21 protein-coding genes and 1 pseudogene are annotated in these 23,087 nt (G+C 66.4%); 11 read left to right on the top strand and 11 right to left on the bottom strand.

What is annotated here, in order from left to right; translation table 11 throughout:
- Nucleotides 1-133: 133 nt before the first annotated feature.
- Entirely contained in the window at nt 134-865 is a 732-nt protein-coding gene (locus tag OSB52_RS23785) for an enoyl-CoA hydratase (protein ID WP_235725468.1), read from the bottom strand.
- Between the two features lie 93 nt (nt 866-958).
- On the opposite strand from OSB52_RS23785, the gene OSB52_RS23780 reads away from it, so the two are divergent.
- From OSB52_RS23780 to OSB52_RS23760, 5 genes are read left to right on the top strand one after another with little or no spacing between them, the layout of a single operon-like run.
- Nucleotides 959-2,065: an NAD(P)-binding domain-containing protein gene (locus OSB52_RS23780; protein ID WP_266063768.1), complete on the top strand. Its 1,107-nt coding sequence runs from the start codon at nt 959-961 to the stop codon at nt 2,063-2,065.
- Between the two features lie 56 nt (nt 2,066-2,121).
- Nucleotides 2,122-2,427 carry a helix-turn-helix transcriptional regulator gene (locus tag OSB52_RS23775; RefSeq protein WP_235725466.1) on the top strand — a complete coding sequence of 102 codons (306 nt, stop codon included), beginning with the start codon at nt 2,122-2,124 and terminating at the stop codon, nt 2,425-2,427.
- Complete coding sequence (locus OSB52_RS23770; RefSeq protein ID WP_266063767.1) at nt 2,424-3,089, top strand: hypothetical protein; 666 nt, start codon at nt 2,424-2,426, stop codon at nt 3,087-3,089. Before OSB52_RS23775 ends, OSB52_RS23770 begins: the two co-directional genes overlap by 4 nt.
- Nucleotides 3,086-3,991 (top strand): ABC transporter ATP-binding protein, encoded by a 906-nt coding sequence (locus OSB52_RS23765; RefSeq protein ID WP_235725464.1) that lies wholly within the window; start codon nt 3,086-3,088, stop codon nt 3,989-3,991. Before OSB52_RS23770 ends, OSB52_RS23765 begins: the two co-directional genes overlap by 4 nt.
- Entirely contained in the window at nt 3,988-5,184 is a 1,197-nt protein-coding gene (locus OSB52_RS23760; RefSeq protein ID WP_266063766.1) for an ABC transporter permease, read from the top strand. The genes OSB52_RS23765 and OSB52_RS23760 overlap by 4 nt, the downstream gene beginning before the upstream one ends.
- Before the next feature lie 6 nt (nt 5,185-5,190).
- Here the strand turns inward: OSB52_RS23760 and OSB52_RS23755 are convergent, their stop codons facing one another.
- The 4 genes from OSB52_RS23755 to OSB52_RS23740 all read right to left on the bottom strand — a co-directional run bounded on the left by OSB52_RS23755 (nt 5,191) and on the right by OSB52_RS23740 (nt 9,289).
- Complete coding sequence (locus OSB52_RS23755) at nt 5,191-6,474, bottom strand: cryptochrome/photolyase family protein (RefSeq protein ID WP_266063771.1); 1,284 nt, start codon at nt 6,472-6,474, stop codon at nt 5,191-5,193.
- A 24-nt stretch (nt 6,475-6,498) separates the two neighbouring features.
- Nucleotides 6,499-6,867, bottom strand: coding sequence for an FKBP-type peptidyl-prolyl cis-trans isomerase (locus tag OSB52_RS23750; RefSeq protein WP_266063765.1), 369 nt, complete (start codon nt 6,865-6,867; stop codon nt 6,499-6,501).
- Nucleotides 6,868-6,948: 81 nt separating this feature from the next.
- Nucleotides 6,949-8,271 (bottom strand): citrate synthase, encoded by a 1,323-nt coding sequence (locus OSB52_RS23745; protein WP_266063764.1) that lies wholly within the window; start codon nt 8,269-8,271, stop codon nt 6,949-6,951.
- 70 nt (nt 8,272-8,341) lie between these two features.
- A complete protein-coding gene (locus OSB52_RS23740) occupies nt 8,342-9,289 on the bottom strand; it encodes a carbohydrate kinase family protein (RefSeq protein ID WP_266063770.1) in 948 nt (315 codons plus the stop codon).
- 119 nt (nt 9,290-9,408) lie between these two features.
- Here OSB52_RS23740 and OSB52_RS23735 point away from each other — a divergent pair, with 119 nt between their 5' ends.
- Genes OSB52_RS23735 through OSB52_RS23725 form a run of 3 tightly spaced genes read left to right on the top strand, consistent with a single transcriptional unit; the run spans nt 9,409 to nt 12,021 of the window.
- Nucleotides 9,409-10,059 (top strand): 5-oxoprolinase subunit B family protein, encoded by a 651-nt coding sequence (locus OSB52_RS23735; RefSeq protein WP_266063763.1) that lies wholly within the window; start codon nt 9,409-9,411, stop codon nt 10,057-10,059.
- Nucleotides 10,052-10,936, top strand: a complete 885-nt coding sequence (locus OSB52_RS23730; RefSeq protein ID WP_266063762.1) for a 5-oxoprolinase subunit C family protein — start codon at nt 10,052-10,054, stop codon at nt 10,934-10,936. Before OSB52_RS23735 ends, OSB52_RS23730 begins: the two co-directional genes overlap by 8 nt.
- Before the next feature lie 41 nt (nt 10,937-10,977).
- On the top strand, nt 10,978-12,021 hold the full coding sequence (locus OSB52_RS23725; RefSeq protein ID WP_266063761.1) for an oxygenase MpaB family protein: 1,044 nt from the start codon (nt 10,978-10,980) through the stop codon (nt 12,019-12,021).
- Nucleotides 12,022-12,032: 11 nt separating this feature from the next.
- Here OSB52_RS23725 and OSB52_RS23720 read toward each other — a convergent pair whose 3' ends face one another.
- The 3 genes and pseudogenes from OSB52_RS23720 to pdxH form a co-directional block, all read right to left on the bottom strand.
- A complete protein-coding gene (locus OSB52_RS23720; protein WP_266063760.1) occupies nt 12,033-13,109 on the bottom strand; it encodes an isopenicillin N synthase family dioxygenase in 1,077 nt (358 codons plus the stop codon).
- A gap of 76 nt (nt 13,110-13,185) precedes the next feature.
- Nucleotides 13,186-14,465: pseudogene (locus OSB52_RS23715) on the bottom strand (MFS transporter).
- A 47-nt stretch (nt 14,466-14,512) separates the two neighbouring features.
- Nucleotides 14,513-15,208, bottom strand: coding sequence for a pyridoxamine 5'-phosphate oxidase (gene pdxH / locus OSB52_RS23710; RefSeq protein ID WP_266063769.1), 696 nt, complete (start codon nt 15,206-15,208; stop codon nt 14,513-14,515).
- Between the two features lie 191 nt (nt 15,209-15,399).
- On the opposite strand from pdxH, the gene OSB52_RS23705 reads away from it, so the two are divergent.
- Entirely contained in the window at nt 15,400-16,530 is a 1,131-nt protein-coding gene (locus OSB52_RS23705) for a citrate synthase 2 (RefSeq protein ID WP_235725455.1), read from the top strand.
- A gap of 280 nt (nt 16,531-16,810) precedes the next feature.
- Nucleotides 16,811-18,658 carry a BCCT family transporter gene (locus OSB52_RS23700; RefSeq protein ID WP_235725454.1) on the top strand — a complete coding sequence of 616 codons (1,848 nt, stop codon included), beginning with the start codon at nt 16,811-16,813 and terminating at the stop codon, nt 18,656-18,658.
- Here the strand turns inward: OSB52_RS23700 and OSB52_RS23695 are convergent.
- The 3 genes from OSB52_RS23695 to OSB52_RS23685 are packed head-to-tail and all read right to left on the bottom strand — an operon-like array spanning nt 18,615 to nt 21,821.
- Nucleotides 18,615-20,255 carry an ABC transporter permease gene (locus tag OSB52_RS23695; RefSeq protein ID WP_266063759.1) on the bottom strand — a complete coding sequence of 547 codons (1,641 nt, stop codon included), beginning with the start codon at nt 20,253-20,255 and terminating at the stop codon, nt 18,615-18,617. The genes OSB52_RS23700 and OSB52_RS23695 overlap by 44 nt on opposite strands.
- Nucleotides 20,252-21,166, bottom strand: coding sequence for an ABC transporter ATP-binding protein (locus OSB52_RS23690; protein ID WP_277615387.1), 915 nt, complete (start codon nt 21,164-21,166; stop codon nt 20,252-20,254). Before OSB52_RS23690 ends, OSB52_RS23695 begins: the two co-directional genes overlap by 4 nt.
- On the bottom strand, nt 21,153-21,821 hold the full coding sequence (locus tag OSB52_RS23685; protein WP_266063756.1) for a TetR/AcrR family transcriptional regulator: 669 nt from the start codon (nt 21,819-21,821) through the stop codon (nt 21,153-21,155). Before OSB52_RS23685 ends, OSB52_RS23690 begins: the two co-directional genes overlap by 14 nt.
- Before the next feature lie 94 nt (nt 21,822-21,915).
- Here OSB52_RS23685 and serC point away from each other — a divergent pair, with 94 nt between their 5' ends.
- Nucleotides 21,916-23,061 (top strand): phosphoserine transaminase, encoded by a 1,146-nt coding sequence (gene serC / locus OSB52_RS23680; RefSeq protein ID WP_235725450.1) that lies wholly within the window; start codon nt 21,916-21,918, stop codon nt 23,059-23,061.
- Nucleotides 23,062-23,087 lie beyond the last annotated feature (26 nt).

Here is a 23,087-nt window from a genome sequence, read left to right as displayed (position 1 = left end):
CCGACACCACCCACCCGCTCCACACCTCGGGTGGCAGCCAAACACGCCCGCCGACAGCAAGAACGCGAACGCAACCGCCAACGACGAGAGGAAGCCGAAGCCGCCGACGACCGTGATCAGGACTAGTCGGACACTAGCGTCCGGAGAATCTCGGCGCGCGCTTCTCGGCGCGTGCCGCCCGCCCCTCCGCGAGATCATCGCTCTCCCAAGCCTGCATCATCGCCGCGAGCCGATCGGCGGCGGGCTCGGTGCGCGCACCGTCCTCATTGAGGACCATCTTGTAGTGCCGCAGGGTCAGCGGCGCGAGATCGGCGATCATGGACGCCCAATGCTGCGCGTCGGTCAGATCCCCGATGCGATTCGCAAACCCCAGCGCATGCGCCCGATCGGCCGACAAGGGATCACACCCGATGAGCATGCCACGCGCCTGACCGGCGCCGACCAGCGACACCAGGCGCCGGATGGTCCACTCGTCTACTGCGACTCCGATCTTCGCGGCCGGGATACCCGCTATCGCATCGGGCGCCATCACGCGCAGATCGGCCGCCATGGCCAGCTGCAGACCCGCCCCCAGCGCCGAACCGTTCAACGCGGCGATCACGGGAATCGGGGTGGCCTCGATCTGCTGCAGCGTGCCCACCAGTCGGTCCAGAAACCCCGGGTCGTAGACGGGCCCGGACAGATCAGCGCCCGCGCAGAACACCGATCCGCGCCCGGTCACCACGATGGCCCGCGCGCCCGCATCGACCGCGGAGGTGAAGGCGTCCGACAATCCGGCAAGCATCTGCTCGTCGAGAGCGTTGCGCTTGTCGACCCGGTCCAGCTCGATGGTCACAACGGTCCCAGTGGCAGACGAGTGGATCATGAGCCGAAGCCTACCCATCCCCCGGGTTCGGCGTCTGTGCCCACGGCGGCGGGCACCACACCCGAGCACGATGCCAGACTGAGAACCGTGGACATGGCTGACCGAACCGATGTGGTGGTGATCGGCGGCGGACAGGCGGGGTTATCGGCGGCCTACTTCCTGCAGCGATTCGGTCTCGGCAACCGCTACCTGTTGCTCGACCACGCGCCCGGCCCCGGTGGCGCCTGGCAGTTCCGTTGGCCCACCCTGACCCTCGCGACCGCCAACGGCGTGCACGATCTCCCCGGACTCGGGTTGGTCGAAGCCCTGGGCCGAGACTGCGAGGCCTTCCCCGCCGCCACCGCCGTGCCCGAATACTTCGGCAGGTACGAAGAGAAGTTCGGACTCGCCATTCGGCGTCCGGTCAGCGTCGAGATGGTCGACCACGCTGACGACAACTACACCGACGGCGAATTCGCCGTCACACTCGGCGACGGAGCCGTCATCGGCGCACGCGCCATCATCAACGCCACCGGCACCTGGGAGCGGCCTTTCGTCCCGTATGTCCCCGGTATCGCAGACTTCCGCGGCCGGCAACTGCACACCCATGACTATGTGGGCCCCGACGAGTTCGCCGGCCAACGGGTCCTGGTGGTGGGCGCCGGAATCTCTGCGGTGCAGTTGCTGATCGAGATCGCACGGCATGCTGTCGGCGTCGAGACGTACTGGTGTTCGCGCACCGAACCCGTCTTCGACGCCACACCGTTCGACCCCGACAAGGGCAGACAGGCGGTGGCCCGGGTCGAGGAGCGAGTACGCGCCGGCCTGCCGCCCACGTCGGTGGTGTCGGTCACCGGGTTGGCACTGACCCCGTCGATCGCCTCCGCCCGCGATGACGGCATCCTGACGTGGCACCGGATGTTCACCCGGATCACCGAGACCGGCGTGTGCTGGGACTGCGGTACCGGCCCGGCCGGGAGTGATCATCTCGACGTCGACGTCATCTTCTGGAACACCGGTTTTCGCAGCTCACTGGATCATCTGGCACCACTGCGCCTGCGCTCGTCCGGCGGTGGAATCACCATGACGGGCCGGCTCGCGACTACCGTCGCCGATGATCCGCGGGTGCAGTTACTGGGGTACGGGCCGTCCGCGTCGACCATCGGGGCGAACAGAGCCGGCCGCGAAGCTGCACGCAATGTCGCAGAATTCCTCGATTAACAGCATTTCGATGTATCCCCTTGACATGTTGTTGTGTTTTCACAACACTTGGTCAGGTGAGTCCAGTGCGGCGGGGTGACAAGCTCCCCATTTACAACCGGATCGGCGTGTTACGCGCCGAGCGCAAGCTCACCCGCGCCCAACTCGCCGAGATGGTCGGGGTGAATGTGCAGTCGGTGGGCGCACTCGAACGGGGCGACAACTATCCCAGCCTGGATCTGGCCTTCCGCATCTGCGCCGTATTCGATTTACCCGTCGAAGCCGTGTTCAGTCGCACTGAATTCGGTGCGATGTCGGCGGAACTGTATCGGCGTCCGGACAGCCACGATTCACCGACTTCAGACCTTGGAGGTGCACGATGAGGGACCCCAACTCCGCCGTTCCCGAGGAGGCGACTCCGGAATTCTGGCGTCGCTACGATCTCTGGCGAGCCCAGCGGCATCTGCGGTTCAACACCAGGCATGCCGGCTCCCTCCGACGGTGGCGCAACCGTCGCGGCTATCGCACATTGGTGGTGTGCCAGTTGGTGATTCTCGCCGTCGCCGGCATCGCCGCCGTCCTCTCCTACTTCACCGAGTGGTTCATCGTGCCGTTCGGGGTGGCAGTGGTCGGCTCGCTCGTATGCCAGTACCTGCTCCGTATCGTCACCGGGTCGATCGCCGACACGCCCGTCTCGGCCCTCGACGAGATTCAAGCGGCACAACGTAACTCGGCACGATCGATGGCATTCATCGTGCTGTACTCGCTGATGTTCGTGCCCTACTTCATCTTGGTCGCCCTCAGTACCCAAGACCAGGTCAGCGGCGACGCGGTGTACGGCACCGCGATCGTGCTGATCACGCTCGTGTTGTGCGCGGTGATGCTGCCGACACTGCTGACCACATGGTGGATGTCCGACCCCGATCCCGAAGATCTCGAAGTCGCCCCCGCCTACCCCGAGGACTCCGCGCACCACCCCGGCTCCGCGCCCCTCCCCGACCCGGACAACCCAGACACCGCCGACCCCGAACGGAGCACGCGATGAACGAACCGTTGATCATCGACGGCCTACACAAACGATACGGCGATCTGGTCGCCCTGCAGGACATGACTTTCCAGGTGTCACCCGGGGAGTTGTTCGGATTCGTCGGCAGCAACGGCGCCGGCAAATCCACCACCATGCGCATCATCCTGGGTGTTCTCGCAGCCGACGCAGGCCGCGTCACCCTCGGTGCGAATCCCATCGATCTGCACACCCGCCGTCAGATCGGGTACATGCCCGAGGAGCGCGGCCTATATCCGAAGATGAAAGTGGGTGAACAACTCGTCTTTCTCGCTCGCCTGCACGGTATGTCCATCAGAGCCGCGCAGGAAAGTGTGGACCGTTGGACCACCCGACTCGGGGTCGACCAGCGTGTCAATGACGATGTGGGCGATCTGAGCCTGGGCAACCAGCAACGCGTGCAACTCGCTGCCGCACTCGTCCACGATCCTCGCGTACTGGTCCTCGACGAGCCTTTCTCCGGTCTCGACCCAGTGGCCGTCGATGTGATGAGTGATGTCCTCAAAGAGAAAGCTGCCGAGGGTATCCCGGTGATCTTCTCGTCGCATCAGCTCGACCTGGTCCAACGGTTGTGCGATCGCGTCGGCATCGTGGCGCGCGGCCAGATGCGTGCGCTCGGACGCGTCGACGAACTACGTGCCCGCGACGGCGTCACCCTGGAGATCACCGGGCCGCCGACCACGACCCGGTGGGCCGACGGTCTGCCCGGCGTTCTGGGCGCCGATTATCGGCACACAGACAACATCACGTCGCTGCGCGTGGACCCGACGATCGCCGACGACCAGTCCATCCTCGCCGCTGCCCTGCGCACCGGACCGGTACACCGGTTCGCGCCCTCGACTCCCGATCTGACCGAACTGTTCCGAGAGGCCGTTTCCGCATGAACTCCTCTGTCCCGCAATCCTCAGCCGCCCAATCGATCTGGCTGGTCGCCCAACGAGAAATCGTCACCCGCGCCAAAACCCGATCATTCCTCATCAGTACCGGGCTACTGATGGTCGTGATCATCGTCGGCGCAGTCGTGTGGTCGGCATTGGCAGGCGATTCCGAACCCGACAAGGTCGGCGTCGTCGAGGGTGGCCCCGCATTGTCGAGCACGATCGAGGAATTCGGGAACGCGACCGGCAGCCCGGTCGACGTGCAACCGGTGGCGACGGCCGAGGACGCGCGCAATCAAGTGGCCGACGGAGAGCTCGACGCCGCGCTGGTCGTCGGGCCGAACGCACAGTTCGTTGCGATCTCCGACAGCGGTCTCAGTCCGACGCTCGATGGCATCCTCCGGTCCTCGGTCGACCAGGCGTCATTGAACCAAGCCCTCTCCGATCGTGGTGTCGACGCGGCCACGCTGCCCCGGGCATCGCTCACCGTGGAGCAGACGACCCCCGACCGACCGGATGAGGGACAACGTATCGTCATCGCGCTGGTCGGGACGATCCTGCTCATCACGGCGATCATGATGGGGGGTTCCATGGTGGCCGTCGGCGTGGTCGAGGAGAAGACCTCACGCGTCGTCGAACTGTTGCTGGCCACCATCAAACCGCTGCACCTCTTGTGGGGAAAGATCATCGGGATCGGCGCGATCGCGATGGCGCAGGTTCTGTTGCTGGGAGCGACCGCGTTGATCGCCGGCATGGCCACCGGGTTGCTGACCATCCAGGGCACGGCTATCGGCATGTTCGCCGCCGTCATCGCGTGGTTCGTGCTCGGATTCCTGTTCTTTGCAACGCTCTACGCCGCGACAGGCGCACTCGTCTCCCGGCAGGAGGAACTCAACGCCAGTTCCGCGCCGTTGACCATCCTCGCGATGGCGGTGATGTACTCGGGCATCTTCGGCATCCAGGCACTGGATTCCACGTTGATTCAGGTACTCACGTGGATTCCGCCGTTCAGCGCCGCGCTCATGCCGATTCGGATCGCGACCGGCGACACCTCGACCATGCAGGTCATCGTCACCTTCGTGCTGATGATCCTGGCCTGCGCCGCAGCAACCTGGTTTGCCTCGCGGATCTATCAGCGGTCGATCTTGCGTACCGGCACCCGCATCAAGTGGAGTGAGGCACTGTCGCTTGCTCGCTGATCAGGGTCAGATCTCGCCGAAGCGCCGGAGTGCTTCTTCTCGCTCCGCTTTGTGGTCGACCATGGGGTCGGGATAGTCGTCCGACCCGTACTCCGGCACCCAGCGCTTCACATACTCGCCGTCCGGGTCGAACCGCCCGGCCTGAGTATCGGGATTGAACACCCGGAAGTACGGCGCCGCATCGGTTCCCGTACCGGCAGCCCATTGCCACCCATGCTGATTGGAGGCCATGTCCCCGTCGATCAGCTGGTCGAGAAACCACTGGGCACCCCACCACCACGGCAAGTGCAGGTCCTTCACCAGAAACGACGCGGTGAGCATGCGTACCCGGTTGTGCATGAATCCCGACTCGGCCAGCTGGCGCATACCGGCGTCGACCAGCGGGAAGCCGGTACGCCCCTTCTTCCAGGTGTCGAAGCGTTCATAGGCCGACTTGTCGGTGTCCAGGGCGATGTCGTCGAATTGGCTGTTCCAGTTGTGCCAGGCGCTCTTCGGCCAGTGGTAGAGCACGTCGGCGTAGAAATCGCGAAACGCCAGCTCCCGCAGATACGCTTGCGCGCCTTTCGATCTGCCAAGATCGGCGGCCAGCGTGCGCGGGTGGATGTTGCCGAACTTCAGGTAGGCCGACATCCGGCTGGTGACGTCGAGATCGGGTCGGTCACGGTCGTCGTCGTAGCCGGGGAGATCGTCGTCGACGAAGGTCCGCCACCGCTGCAACGCTGCCCGCTCCCCGGCAGGCAGCGACAATTCGGTGGGGGCAGCGGGAATCTTGATGCGGCCGGAACGCTTGATGGTGCTGGGATCCACGAGGTCGGTAGCGGAAACCGACGACGACGCCGGAGCGCGCCACCCGTGGCTGCGCCACTGCTTGAAGTACGGCGTGAACACTTTGTAGGGCTCGCCATCGGATTTGGTGACCCGTCCCGGCGACACCAGGTACGGCGAGCCCACCGCCTCGAATGTGGTGTCGCCCAACGCTTCGGCCACTGCCCCGTCACGCCGACGACCGAACGGCGAATAGTCCTCGCTCACATGGACCGACGACGCATCGACGGCGCGGGCCAATCGGGGGATCTCCTCGTCGGGCCGACCGCGGACCACCAGGAGCCGCCCGGACAACTGCTCGTCGAGGTCGCGCAGCGAGTCGAAGAGAAAACTCAAACGTCGTGGACCCGACGACTTCTCCAGTCGCGGGTCCACGACGAAACAGATCAGTACCGCGTCAGCGGCTTCCTGCGCCGCGATCAGCGGCGGAAGATCGCCCAGGCGCAGATCGCGCCGGAGCCACAGCAGCGAGGGTCGTGCGGAAATGGACTACCCCACACCCAGCAGGTCGATGACGAACACCAGCGTCTTGCCGGACAGACGGTGGCCGGCACCGGCCGGGCCGTAGGCCAACTGCGGCGGCACGGTGAGCCGACGCCGACCGCCGACCTTCATACCGGGGATGCCCTCCTGCCAACCGGGGATGAGGCGCTCGAGCGGGAAGTTTGCGGACTGGCCGCGATCCCAGGAGGAGTCGAACTCTTCACCGGTCTCGAACTCGACGCCCACGTAATGCACGTCCACGACGCCACCCCGCTGGGCTTCGGCGCCCTCGCCGACCACAAGATCGGTGATCTGCAGTTCGGACGGGGCAGGCCCCTCGGGGAAATCGACTTCGGGTTTCTCAGCGCTGGTCAACGGGACTCTCCTTTGAGTCGTCAGTCGGTATCTGTGGGCGGACGGCTTGTCGATGTCGTCCGCCGGCTCCCCGCGGGTCGGTCAGCGCGCATCCATGGCGACATAGTCGCGCTCGGTGTAGCCCGTGTAGAGCTGGCGCGGACGACCGATCTTGCCTGCCGGGTCCTCGTGCATCTCACGCCAGTGTGCGATCCAGCCGGGCAGCCGGCCGAGTGCGAACAGCACGGTGAACATCCGGGTCGGGAAGCCCATCGCACGGTAGATGACACCGGTGTAGAAGTCCACATTCGGGTAGAGCTTGCGCTCGATGAAGTAGTCGTCATTGAGTGCGACCTCTTCCAGACCCTTGGCGATATCGAGCAGATCATCCTGAACGCCAAGGGATTCCAGGATCGAGTCCGCAGTCTTCTTGACGATGGCGGCACGCGGATCGTAGTTCTTGTAGACGCGGTGCCCGAAGCCCATCAGCTTCACGCCGGCCTCTTTGTTCTTGACCTTGTTCATGAAGGCCTGAGTGTCGCCACCGGAGAGCCGGATCTCCTCGAGCATCTCCAACACCGCCTGGTTGGCGCCGCCGTGCAGCGGACCCCACAGGGCGTTGATGCCGCCGGAGATGGACGTGAACAGGTTGGCCTGCGACGAACCGACCAGGCGCACGGTCGAGGTCGAACAGTTCTGCTCGTGGTCGGCGTGCAGGATGAACAGCATGTCCAACGCCTTGGCGACCTCGGGGTTCACTTCATAGGGCTCGGCCGGGAAGCCGAAGGTCATCCGCAGGAAGTTCTCCACCAGGCTCAGCGAGTTGTCCGGGTAGAGGAACGGCTGTCCGGCCGACTTCTTGTAGGCGTACGCAGCGATGGTGGGCAACTTTGCGAGCAGCCGGATCGTGGACAGCTCGACCTGCTCCGGGTCCTTGGGATCCAGCGAATCCTGGTAGTAGGCCGAGAGCGCGTTGACCGCACTGGAGAGCACCGGCATCGGGTGCGCGTTGCGCGGAAAGCCGTCGAAGAACCGTTTGAGGTCCTCGTGCAGCAGGGTGTGCCGACGGATCTTGTCAGTGAAGTCGTCGAGCTGGGACGGCGTCGGCAGCTCACCGTAGATCAGCAGGTAACTGACCTCGATGAAGGTGGACTTCTCCGCGAGCTGATCGATGGGGATGCCCCGGTAGCGCAGGATGCCCGCATCGCCGTCGATGTAGGTGATCGCCGACTTGGTCGACGCGGTGTTGACGAAGCCACCGTCGAAGGTGGTCAGCCCGGTCTCGGCGAGGAACTTGCCCAGCGCGACGGAATCGGACCCCTCGGTGGCCTTCAGGATCGGAAGCTCCAGCTGCCCACCGGGGTAGGTCACGGTCGCTGATGCCGTATCGGATGCCTGGTCAGCTGGGACTGTTTCAGCGGACACACGAACCCCTTTACTCAGGTTTGAGCCTATGTTCAACGCAGATCCGGGTAAGGATGCTGTTGGCTACAACCTAGTCGCTTGCCAGCTCGCTCGCCCACGGAGGGTCCGCGCCGGGCCTGGAAACGGTCACCGCAGCGACCTCACCTGCGAATTCGGCGGTCGCGCGCCATTGATCGGCGTCGAGCTCGGCCACCGCCACCGATGACAGCGCACCAATCCGATCCAGGTGTCGCAGCACACCGCCGACAACGCTGTCACCTGCACCGATGGTGTCGACAACCTGAGTAGGCGGTGCGGGTACGGTCAGCTCGGTGTGGCGGGTCCGGACGGTGATTCCGGCCGCCCCCGCCGTCGTTATGATCGCGCTCACACCTGCCGCGAGCCATTCGTCGCCGGTCGTGCCGTCGGGTCCGCTCGCCAACCACCCGGCGTCCTCGTCGGAGAGCTTCACGATGTCGACCGACGATGTCCAGGACGCGAACCGACGACGGTACGCGTCGGGATCTGCGATCACCGCCGGCCGGATGTTCGGGTCGACAATCACCAACCGCCCCTCGCCGTGAGATCGCCGCAACAGCGATTCATACACCGACGCACCAGGTTCCAGCACCATCGACAGGGTGCCGAAACACACCGCGGCCACCGTGCTGGCCAACGGGCCGGGGTCGCTCACCTGACAGTCCGCGGTGCCCTCCACGTAGAACGAATACTGCGCGCCGCCGTCGGGTCCGATCGTCGCCAGGGCCAGCGACGTGGGTTCGGCCCGCCGTTGCAACAGCGACGTGCCGACGCCCGCGGAGCGCAGCGCAGACACGATGGCCTCGCCGTAGGTGTCGGTGGACACCGCCGAGCACAACGAGACCGCGCTCCCCAGCCTGCCGAGAGTGACCGCAACATTGAACGGGCCACCACCGAGCGCCGGCTGCAGCGGCGACAAGCCACCGCCGGCACCAGCCGGACTCGCCGACGTTCCCACCACGTCGACCAGCGCTTCACCACACACCACGATTTCGCGCATTCGCACCTTTTCGTTGTCGAGCATCTCGGCCGGACCGGCAATCCGCCACGCGGACAGATCCGGCCACGCCGCTGTTCGTGGTGTCATCATGGCCGCTGAGTGGCCGGTAGGTTGGACGTATGCGCGAGTTGCCCGCAGGTCACGACGCGGTGATGCTCGACTTCTCCGGCCACCCGGCGCCGACCGAGGCGGTTGCGCGCGCCACCGCCGCCCTGCATGCCGCCCGGACGGCGGGAACCCTCCTCATCGCCGACGTGGTACCCAGCGCGCAGACCGTGCTGGTGCAGGCCGATCGAGGGAACGGTATCGACACCCTCGGCGTCCACCGGGCACTGCGCACCGGCGATGCGAGCGTGGCGACCGCCGGCGGGGCCGACGACGAACTGCGGATTCCCGTCGTTTACGACGGGCCCGACCTCGCCGACGTCGCCCGACTGCTCGATGTCGACATCCCGCGGGTCGTGGAATTGCACACGAACACCCTGTGGCAGGTGCAGTTCATGGGCTTCGCCCCCGGCTTCGGCTACCTCATCCCCCACGACGAACACGACCATCCGTTGTGCACGGTGGGCCGGCGGTCCGAGTCGCGCACCCGTGTCCCGCGCGGCGCGGTCGCGATCGCCGCGGGCTACAGCGCGGTGTATCCGCGGGTCAGTCCCGGTGGCTGGCAGCTGCTCGGCGCGACGTCGATGACGATGTGGGACGAGGCGGCGGTCCCCCCGGCCCGACTGCGGCCGGGCAGCCTGGTGAGGTTCGTCGCGGATGAGTGATCGACACCGGCAGGTCACCGTCGTCGCGCCCGGCCCGCTGGCCACGGTGCAGGATCTCGGCCGCGCCGGATACGCCCACCTCGGGGTCCCGGTGTCCGGTGGCGCGGACCGCGGGGCGTTGACCTTGGCCAACCGACTCGTCGGCAACCCGGAATCGGCAGCCGTGATCGAGGCCACGTTGGGAGGCTTGCACATTCGACTCCACGGCGATGTGCTGATGGCGGTGACGGGGGCCCGCGCCGAAGTCCGCGTGGACGGGATACCGGTCGGCGTCGACGCTGCGCTCCCGGTCTCCGACGGAGCCGAGGTGACCATCGAGAGTCCGACCCGCGGGTGCCGCAACTATGTTGCGATTCGCGGCGGCATCGACGTCCCGCTCGTGCTGGGGTCCCGCTCCACCGACACCCTGTCCGACCTCGGTCCGCCCGCGCTGCGTGCCGGTACCGAACTGCCGGTGGGCCAACCCACCGAGGACTGGCCGGCCACATCGTCGGCGCCCCGGGCGGCCGCGGACTCGGCGGTGACCGAACTCGAGGCCACCGAGGGACCACGCCGCGATCATGTACAGACCCCCGCGCATCTGACCCGTGGCGTGTGGGTGGTCGGCGCCGACAGCAACCGGGTGGGTGTGCGACTGTCCCGTCCCGAAGACAGCGATGACCCGCTGGTCGTCCATCGCGCCGACACCGCAGAACTCGCCTCCGAGGGCATCCCGCATGGCGCTGTGCAGATCCCACCCAGTGGACGTCCGGTCGTGTTCCTCGCCGATCACCCGGTCACCGGCGGATACCCCGTCGTCGCCGTTCTCACCGCAGCGTCGTCGGACCGCGCGGCGCAGCTCGTCGCGGGCGATAGGGTGCGCTTCCGCATTCGGTGAACATTGACACCCCGGGTGAGACGATTCTAAACTTTCGTCTCATGACCGAGGTGCTGACGAACACGCCAGAGGACTCATCGATCGAGCACCGGCGCCCGGCGCCCATCCGCGCCGAGGACTACACGCCGCTCGGCCCGGACTCGTTGACGTGGCAGATCTGGGGCACCTGGACCGGGATGTTCCAGGGCCTGTGGGCCGGCTCCATGCAGAACATGCACCCCAAACTCGGCGCGGCCGTCTGGGAGCACTCGGACTTCTTCGGCGAACGCTGGCAACGGTTGATGCGCTCGCTCTACCCCATCAGTGGCGTGGTGTTCGACCCCGTGCCCGACTCGGGTCCGACCACCGGCGAGGAGGTGCGCGACTACCACCGGGACGTCAAGGGCGAGATGGAGGATGGTTCTCGGTATCACGCCCTCGATCCCGACGTCTTCTACTGGGCGCACGCCACATTCTGGTACGGCAACGTCCGACTCTGCGAGCGGTTCGGCCCGTGGCTGAGCGAGGACCAGAAGCGGCAACTATTCGAGGAGTCGAAAGCCTGGTACGCGATGTACGGCGTCTCCATGCGCCCGGTCCCGGATACCTACGAGGACTTCCTCGAGTATTGGGACTACATGTGCCGCAACGAGCTTCGCGATCATCCGGCCGTACGTACGGTGCTCGACATCAGCAAGCTCCCACCGCCACCGTTTCTCTCGTTCATCCCGGAGTGGTTCTGGTTCCGCTTCATGGCCGAACAGAACCAGCGATTCTTCACCTGGATGACCACCGGCTTCTACGACGAACCGGTGCGTGAGATCCTCGGGCTGCCGTGGAGCGAGACCGACGAGCGACGATTCCGCCTACTCGGTAGGGGCGTGAACCTGGTGATGCACCGCCTGCTGCCGAAACGGTTCCTGCGCCATCCGCGTCCCCGCGACGCCTGGGATCGCGTGCACGGTCGGGTGGCTGACGACGCCCCGCTGGTGCACACCCCCGCCCGCAACCTGCCGCCGGAAGCCGAGCGCGACAACCCGATGCACTACTGTCCGGTGCACGCCGCACGGCGCGCCACCTACCCGGGCCGCATCAGCTCCGACTGAGCGGGTCGGGGCTACTGCTGGCCCATGCCGCGACGCATCGCCTGGCGGACGCGTTGCGCTTCGCGGCGCGCGTAGGGATTCGACAGCCCCGCGCGCGAGCCGGCCAGCTTGGCGCCGATGTGCTCGCCGACCGTGATCGGCGAATAGCGACTGCCCGCACCCACACACGACGGGAGGGTGGAGATGGTGGCATCGATGTTGCCGTCGTGGAAGAACGCGGCGGACCGACGACGTTCGATGGTTCCGTCGATCACCGGCGGCTTCACGCGGTGCAGCGTCGACATCCAGCGTTCGTTGGTCCAGCGCGCCATCAGGTCACCCAGGTTGATCAGCAACGCGCCGTCCGCGGGCTCCACATCGTGCCACTCGCCGTCCCGATCGAGGACCTGCAGTCCACGCACCTGGTCGGCCCATAGCACCGTGACGATCCCGTAGTCGGTGTGCTCACCCATGCCGGTCAGCTCACCGTCGAGCTCCACCTCGCCGGGCGGCAGCGCGTAGTTGTTCATCCGCAGCACGTCGAGGGAATGGTCGGTGTATCCGTCGAAGAAATCCGGCGGGAGATCGAGCGCCTCGGCGAAGATCCGGGTGAGGGTGTGCGCCACCCGCGAGGCCTCGGCAAAATACGCGGACACGGCCGCCTCGAAGTGGTCGACACTCGGCCAGGTGTTGCCGGCGTACTGATCGTCGGGCAGTTCGAGGTCCGGGTAGGCGGCGGCCTCGACGCCTACGTTGTAGGCCTCGAAGAAGTCGTTCATGCCCTCGGCCGGCTCCACGCCGAGGCTCAACGACAACGACTCCGACTTCGGCGGCGAATACCCGCGATTGATCTCCGGCGGCGTACGGTAGGCCTTCTTCTCCTCGAGCGGCAACGCGAAGAAATCATCCATCACCGCGGTGAACTCCTCGATCACCGCGGCCGGGATCTGATGCCCGATGATCTGGATGAAACCGACCGTGCTGGCGGCGTCGTCGATCTGGGCGGCGACGACTGCGCGTTGCGCCGCGTCTCCGTTGGCCGTGTACGGCGTGATGTCGATGATCGGCACCGCGAAGGTGCCCGTGGGGTTGTCGACTACCGCACTCATGGCACCATACTGGCACCGAATCCGCGGCTTCGCTGAGCAGGCACTTTGTCCGAGTCGCGACGGACTGCCCCATCACTCAGGCCAGCTGACCGGCCCGGTATCGGACGAACGCCGGAATGACCAGCGCGGCAACGATCGTCAGCACGATCACGGCCAGCCCGCCGCCTGCGGTCGCCACCGCGGTGCCGACCACGGCCGCCGTGGCCCCGTGCGTGACGTCGGCGATGCGGGGCCCACCGGCCACCACGACGATGAACACGCCCTGCAATCGGCCACGGACGTTGTCGGTGGCCGCGGCCTGCAGCATCGTCTGCCGAAATGCCGCCGAGGCCATGTCCGCCGCCCCGCCGACCATCAGCGCGACCACCACGACCGGCAGCATCGGCAACGCCGTACCGTGCGCGAAGAACAGCGCCCCACCGGCCACCGAGATGGCCGCACCCCAGATCAGGATGCACACGATCACGGCCAGACCTTGACGGCGCACCCGCACGACCCACCCGGAGAACACCCCACCGATCACCGATCCGAGCGGAATCGCCGCGAACAGCAAGGCGAACGCGAGACCACCACCTTCGGGACCGCCGAAGCTCTCGTGCGCCATCTGCGGGAACAGTGCGCGCGGCATCCCGAAGATCATCGCGATCAGATCCACCAGGAAGCTGGCCAACAACACCCGGTGATCGCGCAGGTATCGGAATCCGTCGAGCACCGACCGCAACCCGGCGGCGGGACGGCGCTGACCGTCCGCGAGTTCCGGACGCAATACGGGTAATCGGAGCACCGCCCAGAGCGTGGCCAGCAGGCTCAGTGTGTCGACCAGGTACAGCGTGGCGTAGCCGAGTACCGGGATCACGCGCCGCCGACGAGCGGTCCGGCGATGGCGCCCGCCTGTATCACCGTCATGTTCAGCGAATTGGCGGCGGGCAATTCGGTCAGCGGCAACAGTCGCGGGAGCACGGCGGTGCGGGTGGGCTGGTTGACGGCGAAGAACGCCTGCTGAACGGCGAAGACGCTCAACAGAAGCCAGACATTCCCGACACCGAGCGCCGCTTGCGCCCAGAACAGCGCGCTACAGCCGATCAGACCCAGTGTCGTCACGATCAGGATGCGCCTGCGGTCGAACACGTCGGCCAGCGCACCACCCCACAAACCGAACACGATCAGCGGAACCAGGCCGAACACGCCGGTCAGGCCTACATAGGCCGAGCTGCCGGTGATCTGGTAGATCTGCGCCGGCACCGCGACGACGGTCAGCTGCGCGCCGACGACGGTGACGATGTTCGCGGTCCACAGTCGCCGGAAGTAAGGATTCCGCAGTGGCGTGGTGTCCGCGAGCAGTCGTCGACTCGACAGCCGCCTCGGCCGGGGAGCGGTGGGCACCAGCGAAGCCTAGTAGTGGCTCACGGCTGCAGTCGCACGGCCTCCCACCCGCCGTCCGATCGGGTCAGGCGAACCCGATTGTGCAGCCGGTTGGCACGCCCCTGCCAGAACTCGACGGTCGTGGGCACCAGTCGATAGCCGCCCCACGCCGGCGGCACCGGAATCTCTGCGCCGGCATCGAATCCGCCGAACTGCGCGGCGACCCGGGCCGCGAGATCCTCGAGGTCGGTACGGGTCTCGATGGGTTGCGACTGCGCAGATGCGTACGCGGAGAGTTGGGAGCCGCGTGGTCGCATGTACCAGTACTCCGCGGTCTCCTCCATCGTCACGTGCTCCACCGCTCCGCGGAAGTGAACCTGGCGCTCCAGCGCGATCCACGGGAAGGTCACCGACGCATACGGATTGGCAGCCAGGTGGTGCCCTTTGTCGGAGTCGTAGCCGGTGAAGAAGACGATGCCCGACGCGTCGGCCCCTTTGCACAGCACGGTGCGTGTGGACGGGATGCCCTCGGCGTCGGCGGTCCCGAGCACCATGGCGTTGGGTTCGGGGATGCGCGAGTCGATGGCCTCACGCAGCCACACATGAAACAGGTCCAACCAGGGCGGGTCCCCGCGTAGCCAGCTCGGATCGAGGTTCTCGCGGATGCCGTCGGCACCCGCCGCGCGGTCCCCTTCGCCGATGTTCGGTGGGATGCCGCCGCCGTAGCCCACCCGCATGTTGGGTAGGTCAATCGCATCATCGGCCACGAGGTGAGGCTACTCCGCGACGCACGGTTACTCCCCGGTATGCCGCCGGTGTGCTCCTGTCCTAGAGTTCCTGGTGAGATTGCGGGTCGTGGTGGATCGCGGTGTGGTATCCCCACGACAGTGGTCCACACGATGTGCGTGTCGAGGTGAGGTGGTCTTCGATGTCCAACACGGTGCCCGACGATTTCGTCGCCGGTCTCGAAGGAGTGGTGGCGTTCACCACCGAGATCGCCGAACCCGACAAAGACGGCGGCAACCTGCGCTACCGCGGCGTCGACATCGAGGACCTCGTGGAAAACCACGTCACCTTCGCCGATGTGTGGGCATTGCTCGTCGACGGCCGATTCGGCGACGGACTCCCCCCGGCCGAACCCTTCCCCCTGCCCATCCACACCGGCGACGTACGCGTCGACGTACAGGCCGCCCTGGCCATGCTCGCCCCCATCTGGGGCTACCGACCCCTCCTCGACATCGACGACGACACCGCCCGCGCCAACCTCGCCCGCGCCTCGGTGATGGCACTGTCCTACGTCGCCCAATCGGCCCGCGGCATCCATCAGCCCGCCGTCCCCCAACACATCATCGACCAATGCGACACCGTCACCGCACGTTTCATGACCCGATGGAAAGGCGACCCCGACCCCCGACACATCCGAGCCATCGACGCCTACTGGGTCAGCGCAGCCGAACACGGCCTCAACGCATCGACATTCACCGCACGCGTGATCGCCTCCACCGGCGCCGACGTCGCCGCATCCTTGTCGGGCGCGATCGGCGCGATGTCCGGGCCACTGCACGGCGGCGCACCGGCCCGAGTGCTCCCGATGATCGAAGAAGTCGAAACCACCGGCGACGCCCGCGGCCTCGTCCGCGGCATCCTCGACCGCAAAGAAAAACTGATGGGCTTCGGACACCGCGTCTACCGCGCCGAGGACCCCCGGGCCCGCGTACTACGCCGCACCGCCCAAGAACTCGACGTCCCCCGCTACGAAGTGGCCGCAGCCCTCGAACAAGCCGCACTCACCGAACTACGCGAACGCCGCCCCGACCGCGCCATCGAGACCAACGTCGAATTCTGGGCCGCAGTCATCCTCGACTTCGCCGAGGTCCCACCCCACATGATGCCCGCCATGTTCACCTGCGGCCGCACCGCCGGATGGTGCGCCCACATCCTCGAACAAAAACGCCTCGCCAAACTCGTCCGACCCGCCGCCATCTACACCGGACCAAGCCCACGACGACCCGAGGACGTCGCAGGCTGGGGCGACGTCAAACCGGCGCCGGGACTCTGATCCGCACCCGATCGCGGGGAGGTGCGCCCCGCCCCGCCCCCGCGCATAGGGCAAGCCGGTGTCGTAGGGTCATAAATCAGACACATAACGATTGCCCGAATACCACTGATTGCACACCCTGATTCTGCAGTAGCGTCCGATTAGGTCGCGAATACGTCGCGGAACCGGTCGGTTCGCCGCCGATGTGAGCAGGTCGACTGCCGTCGATGCCGAGCAGCACGCTGTGCCGCTCCGCGTCGACGACGATCGTCGATGTGCACGAGTTGCAAGGGAGCGAGATATGTTCCGGTCCGCCTGGCGGGAGCAGCACAAACCGGTGTTCGTCACCGCGTCGCTGATCATCTTCGCCTTGATCATCTTCTGCGTGATCTACGCGAGCACGGCAGCCGACGCATTTCAAAAGCTGAACGGGTGGATCACCTCCGGCGTGGGTTGGTGGTACATCCTCATCGTCACCGGGTTCGTGATATTCGCGATCTACTGTGCGATCAGCCGGATCGGAACGATCCGACTCGGCAAAGACGACGAAGAGCCCGAGTTCGGTGTCCTGTCCTGGTTCGCGATGCTGTTCGCCGCCGGCATGGGCATCGGCCTGGTGTTCTACAGCGTCGCCGAACCGCTGTCGCACTACATCACGCCACCCGAAGCCGGTGGCATCGAAGGTTCCACCGACGCCGCCGCCAATCAGGCGATGGAACTCACGCTGTTCAACTGGGGCCTGCACGCCTGGGGCATCTACGTCGTCGTGGGTCTCGGCCTGGCGTACATGACGTTCCGCAAAGGACGCCCGCTCGCGGTGCGCTGGCTGCTCGAGCCGTTGATCGGCCGCGAACGTGTCGAAGGCTGGATCGGGCATCTGGTCGACGTCGTCGCCATCGTCGGCACTTTGTTCGGTGTCGCCACCTCGCTGGGTTTCGGCATCCAGCAGATCTCGGCCGGCCTGGAGTATCTCGGTTGGCTGACGGTCAACAACTGGGTGGTCGTCATCATGATCTTCCTGATCACGAGCCTGGCGATCTTCTCCGTGGTCACCGGTGTCACCAAGGGCCTGCGATGGCTGTCGAACATCAACATGGCGGTCGCGGCGCTGTTGGCCGCGTTCGTCCTGGTCCTGGGGTCCACGCTGTTCCTGCTGCAGTCCTGGGTGCAGAACATGGGCAACTACATCGCCACGCTGCCGGACATGATGCTGCGCACCGCGCCGTTCGCCGACGACACCTGGATGGCCGATTGGACCATCTTCTACTGGGGCTGGTGGATCAGTTGGGCCCCGTTCGTGGGCATGTTCGTCGCCCGGATCTCCCGCGGCCGCACCATCCGTGAGTTCATCGCCGGTGTGCTGCTGCTCCCGACGTTCATCAGCGCCATCTGGTTCACCATCTTCGGCGACTCCGGCATCCTGCGTCAGCAGCAGGAGGGCAACATGCTCGATGACGGCAGCGTCAACGCAAACACGTCGCTGTTCCAGTTGCTCGACGGGTTCCCGCTGGCCGCGGTCACCAGCGTCATAGCGATCATCGTGGTGGTCATGTTCTTCGTGACGTCGTCGGACTCCGGGTCGCTGGTCGTTGACATGCTCGCCACCGGCGGCAAGATCGAGACCCCAGTCCTGACCAGGGTCTACTGGGCCAGCCTCGAAGGGGTGACGGCAGCCGTGCTGCTGCTGGTCGGCGGCACCGACTCGTTGACCGCCTTGCAGACGATGTCGATCGCCACGGCGGTGCCGTTCTCGATCGTCATGGTGCTCGCGTGTATCTCGTTGCTACGGGCGTTCCACTACGACATCGCCGTGCAGCCGAGATTCCTTCACCTCAGTTTGGGCAATGGGAGCGAGGCGGCCGCCGTCGCCGCAGCCGCCGAACCGGCGCATCGTCACGAGAAACGCCGGCGTCCGATGTCGGCGACCTTCGCGGGACTGCCCGACAACGCCGACAAGCCCGATACCGGCGAGCTGATCGTCGCGGTGCACGAGGTACCGCATCACGCCGTGACGGTCGACCCGGAGACCGGATCGTTCGCGATGGGTGCGTACGAGGAACCCGAGGATCCCCTCGCAGATGGCGACGGGTCCACCAACGGCGAGGTCAGCCGATCTGTCGACGACGAAAGATCGCCCAGCCAGTCGTGACGAACAGCGCCGCGACCCCGATCAGCACGACGATCGGGGTCGCGCGCATCGGGTCCACCGGCACCAGCGGGGTGTGGGTGAACGGCGACAGATCGGCGGCCCACTGCGGCAGGTCGAACATGCCCGACAGCGGCCCGAGCAGCAACGCCCCCACCACGACCACCCATCCGACATGGGCCAGCGACGGTCGGATCGCGTAGAGCGCAAGCGCTATCGCCACCACGACCAGCATCGCCGGAACCTGCACTGCGCCCGTTTGCGCGGCGTTGGTTGCGGCTCTCGACCATCCCCCGCCCGCGATGCCGGAGCCGAGCACCATGCCGGCCGCCGCCACGATCACCAGGGTGACGCCGCCCACCGCACCGATCACCGTGTAGGTGAGGAAATAGCGGCCCCGAGCAGTCGGCGTCGTGAGTATCACCTCGGCGCGACCGGCCGACTCCTCGGCCCGCAGACGTTCGGCCAAATTGACTCCCCATGCCGAGGCGGCGACAGCGAGGAAGCCCAGCATGGTCATCCCGAACAACGTGCTCAACGTCGCGTCACCGAGTGCGGCGCGCATGACCTGATCAAACTGTTCGTTGCCCTGCGCGAGGTCGGCCACTGAGGGCTGCATGAAACCGATGATCAACGCGTAGACGAATATGCCTGCAGCCCAAGCCAACAGCAACGACCGAGACAGCCGCACCGCCAACGACTCGACGCGTGGCAGGCGAGAACTCGCCGCCGGACCGCGGCGCTGGGCGATCAGCCCGGCTCCCAGATCGCGGTGCACCGCGACCCGCCCGGCGATGGCCGTCCCGCCGACGAACACCGCCACCGACAACACGGCGGGCAGCAGATCGTTGTTCCCGAACGGGTCGATCTGCTCAGCCCATCCGATCGGGTTGGTCCACCTCAGCCATGCCCAGTCGTCGGTTGCGTCGGCTGCACCGCGAAGCAGGTAGCCCAGTAGGACAACCGAACTGGCGGTCAGGTTGGCGATATGGGAGGTGGTCGCGATCTGCGCGGCGACCAACGCCACCCCGATCGCAGCCAGCCCGGTCGAGGCGTACTGCGCGAACACGGCGACCGCATCGCCTGCATCGGCCCCCAGCGGGAGCAGGATCACTGCCATTGCCCCCGAGACGATGACGACGAAGAGGGTAGCGACGGCCGCGGCCGCGGCGGCCGGTGCCAGCGGGCCCACGGCGGCCGCCCGGACGAGTTCGGTACGGCCGAGTTCCTCCTCTTTGCGGGTCTGCCGCACGGTCATCATCGCCGCGCAAACCCCGAGCGCGGCGATCAGGAACAGCCCCGCGCGCCAGGAAACCAGCGCCGCAGTAGGTTCCACGTGGGTCAACTCACCGAGCAGAAATCGGAAGGCCGGGTTGGCACCGGGCCCGGCCTGCAGGCTCAGCCGCTGCTGGGGTGTCTCGTACATCCCTGAGATCGCCCGTGCGGTCGACACGTTGATCAACACGAACAACACAACCGTGATCGGCGCGAGAATCCGTTCGCGTCGTAGGCCGAGTCGCACGAGCACTCCGACGTGGGCCAGTTGATGCGACACCACGCTCGCGCGCACGCCGGCGACTCCCGCCGTCCCCGCCGTCATGCCCCGACCTCGCGGGGTTCGGAGTAGACGTGCAGGAACAGTTCCTCGAGACTCGGCGGCTCGACCGCCAACCCCCTCACGTCGAGTCGGGCGAGGATGCGGGTGACTTCGGCCAGTCCGGCGTCGGCGACGGTGAAGCTGACCTGATCGTGGTCGACGGTGAAGTCGTGCACGCCGACAATCGAGGCCAGGTCGTGTGCGCCGACTCCGATGGTGGCGGTCACCCGTGAGCGTCGCAGGTGGCGCAGTTCGGTGAGCGGGCCGGACCGGATCGTCTTGCCGGCCCGGATGATGGTGACCGTCTGGCACAGTTGCTCGACCTCGTCGAGGAGATGGCTCGACATCAGTACCGCCGCCCCGCCGTCGGCGACTTCGCGCACGCAATCGGTGAACTCGCGTGTCATCAGCGGATCCAGTCCGGAGGTGGGCTCGTCGAGCACCAGCAGTTCGCATGGCGCCGACAGCGCGGCGATCAACGCCACCTTCTGGCGGTTCCCTTTCGAGTATGCCGAGGCCTTCTTGGTGGGGTCGAGGTCGAACCGGTCGATCAGTTCGTTCTTGCGTCTGCCGGACTCGACTCGCAGACCGCGCAACGACAGGAGCAGGTCAATACATTCGCCGCCGGACAGTTGTGGCCATAGATTGACGTCGCCGGGCACATAGGCGAGACGACGATGGATCGCCACCGCGTCGGCCATCGGGTTGCGCCCGAATACCGCGACTCGCCCGGCATCGGGCCGGTACATCCCGAGCATGGTGCGGATCGTGGTGGACTTCCCGGCGCCATTGGGACCGAGAAATCCGGCGATCTCGCCGGCGCACACGGTGAGATCGAGGCCGTCGAGGGCGGCGAACGAGCCGAACGTTTTCCGTAGCCCCTCGATGTCGATCACCGGATCAGTCAGAGTCATGGTCATTGCGTTCCTCTCGATAGGCCAGTACCGCATCGAGCAATGACTCGTCGGTCATCACCCCGTGAACGGCGAGTTCGGCTGCGGGCAACACCACCCGGTCGACGTAGGACTGCAGGATCACCCCGGCATCCGACCAGTCCGCGGGCGGATTCATCACCACGTCGACCAGCAATGCACCCATCGACTGCGCGACCATGTACCGGGCGCGGGCGGCCTCGTCGCGGGAGGGCCGGATGGTTCCGGCGGCCACGCCTTTGCGGAAGGTCTGTTCGGCGTCCTCGGCCAGGTGCGCCAGCAACTGACGGGCCATCTCGCCGCCCGCCTGCAGACTGCGGATGAGATAGACGATGCGCGGGCCATCGGAGTCGATCTCCTCCATCCGCCGCACGAATCCGGCGAACGCGTGCGGACCGGCCTGCTCGTCGAGCCCCTGTTCGTTGGCCTCACGGGTCTGCCGCAGGACATGTTCGTCGCACTCGGCCCGCAACTTCTCCTTGCTGCCGAAGTGATGGATCACCAACCCCGGACTCACCCCGGCGGCCTCGGCGATCGTGCGCACGGTCGCGGTGAAGCCGTCGCGGGCGAACACCTCGATGGCGGTGTCGCGGACCCGAGCGCGGGTGGTGCGATCGTCGGCGTCAGCTAAACGCATGTACAAGATGCTAAACACACGTTCAGCCGGGGTCAACAGATACTCGGTGGGGCCTGACCGGGGTGGTCGGGGCCACAACCTTAGACTTGCGGACATGAGTGACACCGCCACCGCACCGATCACGATTCCCGCCGACCTCCTGCCGTCGGACGGCCGCTTCGGATGCGGCCCGTCCAAGGTGCGCCCGGAACAACTGCAATCCCTCGTCGACACCGGTGCGTCGGTGTTCGGCACCAGCCACCGTCAGGCGCCGGTGAAGAATGTCGTCGGCTCCATCCGCGCCGGCCTGTCGGAGTTGTTCGCCCTGCCCGACGGGTACGAGGTGGTGCTCTCCAACGGCGGCACCACCGCCTTCTGGGATGCCGCTGCGTTCGGACTGATCAAGCAGCGTTCCCTGCACCTGACCTACGGCGAGTTCTCGTCGAAGTTCGCCACAGTCGCCAAGAAGGCCCCGTTCCTCGACTCGCCCGCGGTGATCTCCACCGACCCGGGGACCGCGCCTGATCCCGCCGCGCTGACCGCCGACGACTTCGGCGGCATCGACCTGATCGGCTGGGCGCACAACGAGACCTCCACGGGCGTGGCCGTGCCCGTGACCCGTCCGGCGGGCTCTGACGATGCACTCGTCGCCATCGACGCGACCTCCGGCGCCGGCGGCCTCCCGGTGAACATCGCCGACGCCGACGTGTACTACTTCGCACCGCAGAAGTGCTTCGCCTCCGACGGCGGCCTGTGGATCGCGTTGATGAGCCCGCGCGCCTTGGAACGGATCTCGCATATCGCCGAGACCGACCGGTGGTGCCCCGAGTTCCTCTCGCTGCCGACCGCTGTGGACAACAGCAGCAAGAACCAGACGTACAACACCCCAGCCGTGGCGTCGTTGCTGCTCCTCGACAACCAGGTGCAGTGGATGCTCGGCCAGGGCGGTCTCGATTGGTGCGTTTCGCGCACCGCCGATTCCAGCGCACGCCTCTACCAATGGGCCGAGGCGAGCGAATTCGCGACACCGTTCGTCGCCGACCCGTCGCAGCGCAGCCAGGTGGTCGGCACCATCGACTTCGACGACGAGGTCGACGCGGCGGCGGTCGCGAAGACGTTGCGCGCCAACGGCGTCGTCGACACCGAGCCGTACCGCAAGCTCGGTCGCAACCAGCTGCGCGTCGGCATGTTCCCGGCGATCGAGCCGGACGATGTCAGCAAGCTGACGTCGTGCATCGACTTCGTCGTCGACAAGCTCTGAGGGCCTCCTGCTGACCGTCCCGCTGA

This window comes from Gordonia aquimaris, from assembly GCF_026262595.1.
GTDB lineage: Bacteria > Actinomycetota > Actinomycetes > Mycobacteriales > Mycobacteriaceae > Gordonia > Gordonia tangerina.
Note: the sequence above shows the minus strand (reverse complement) of the source record. Positions and strands in the feature narration are given on the sequence as shown.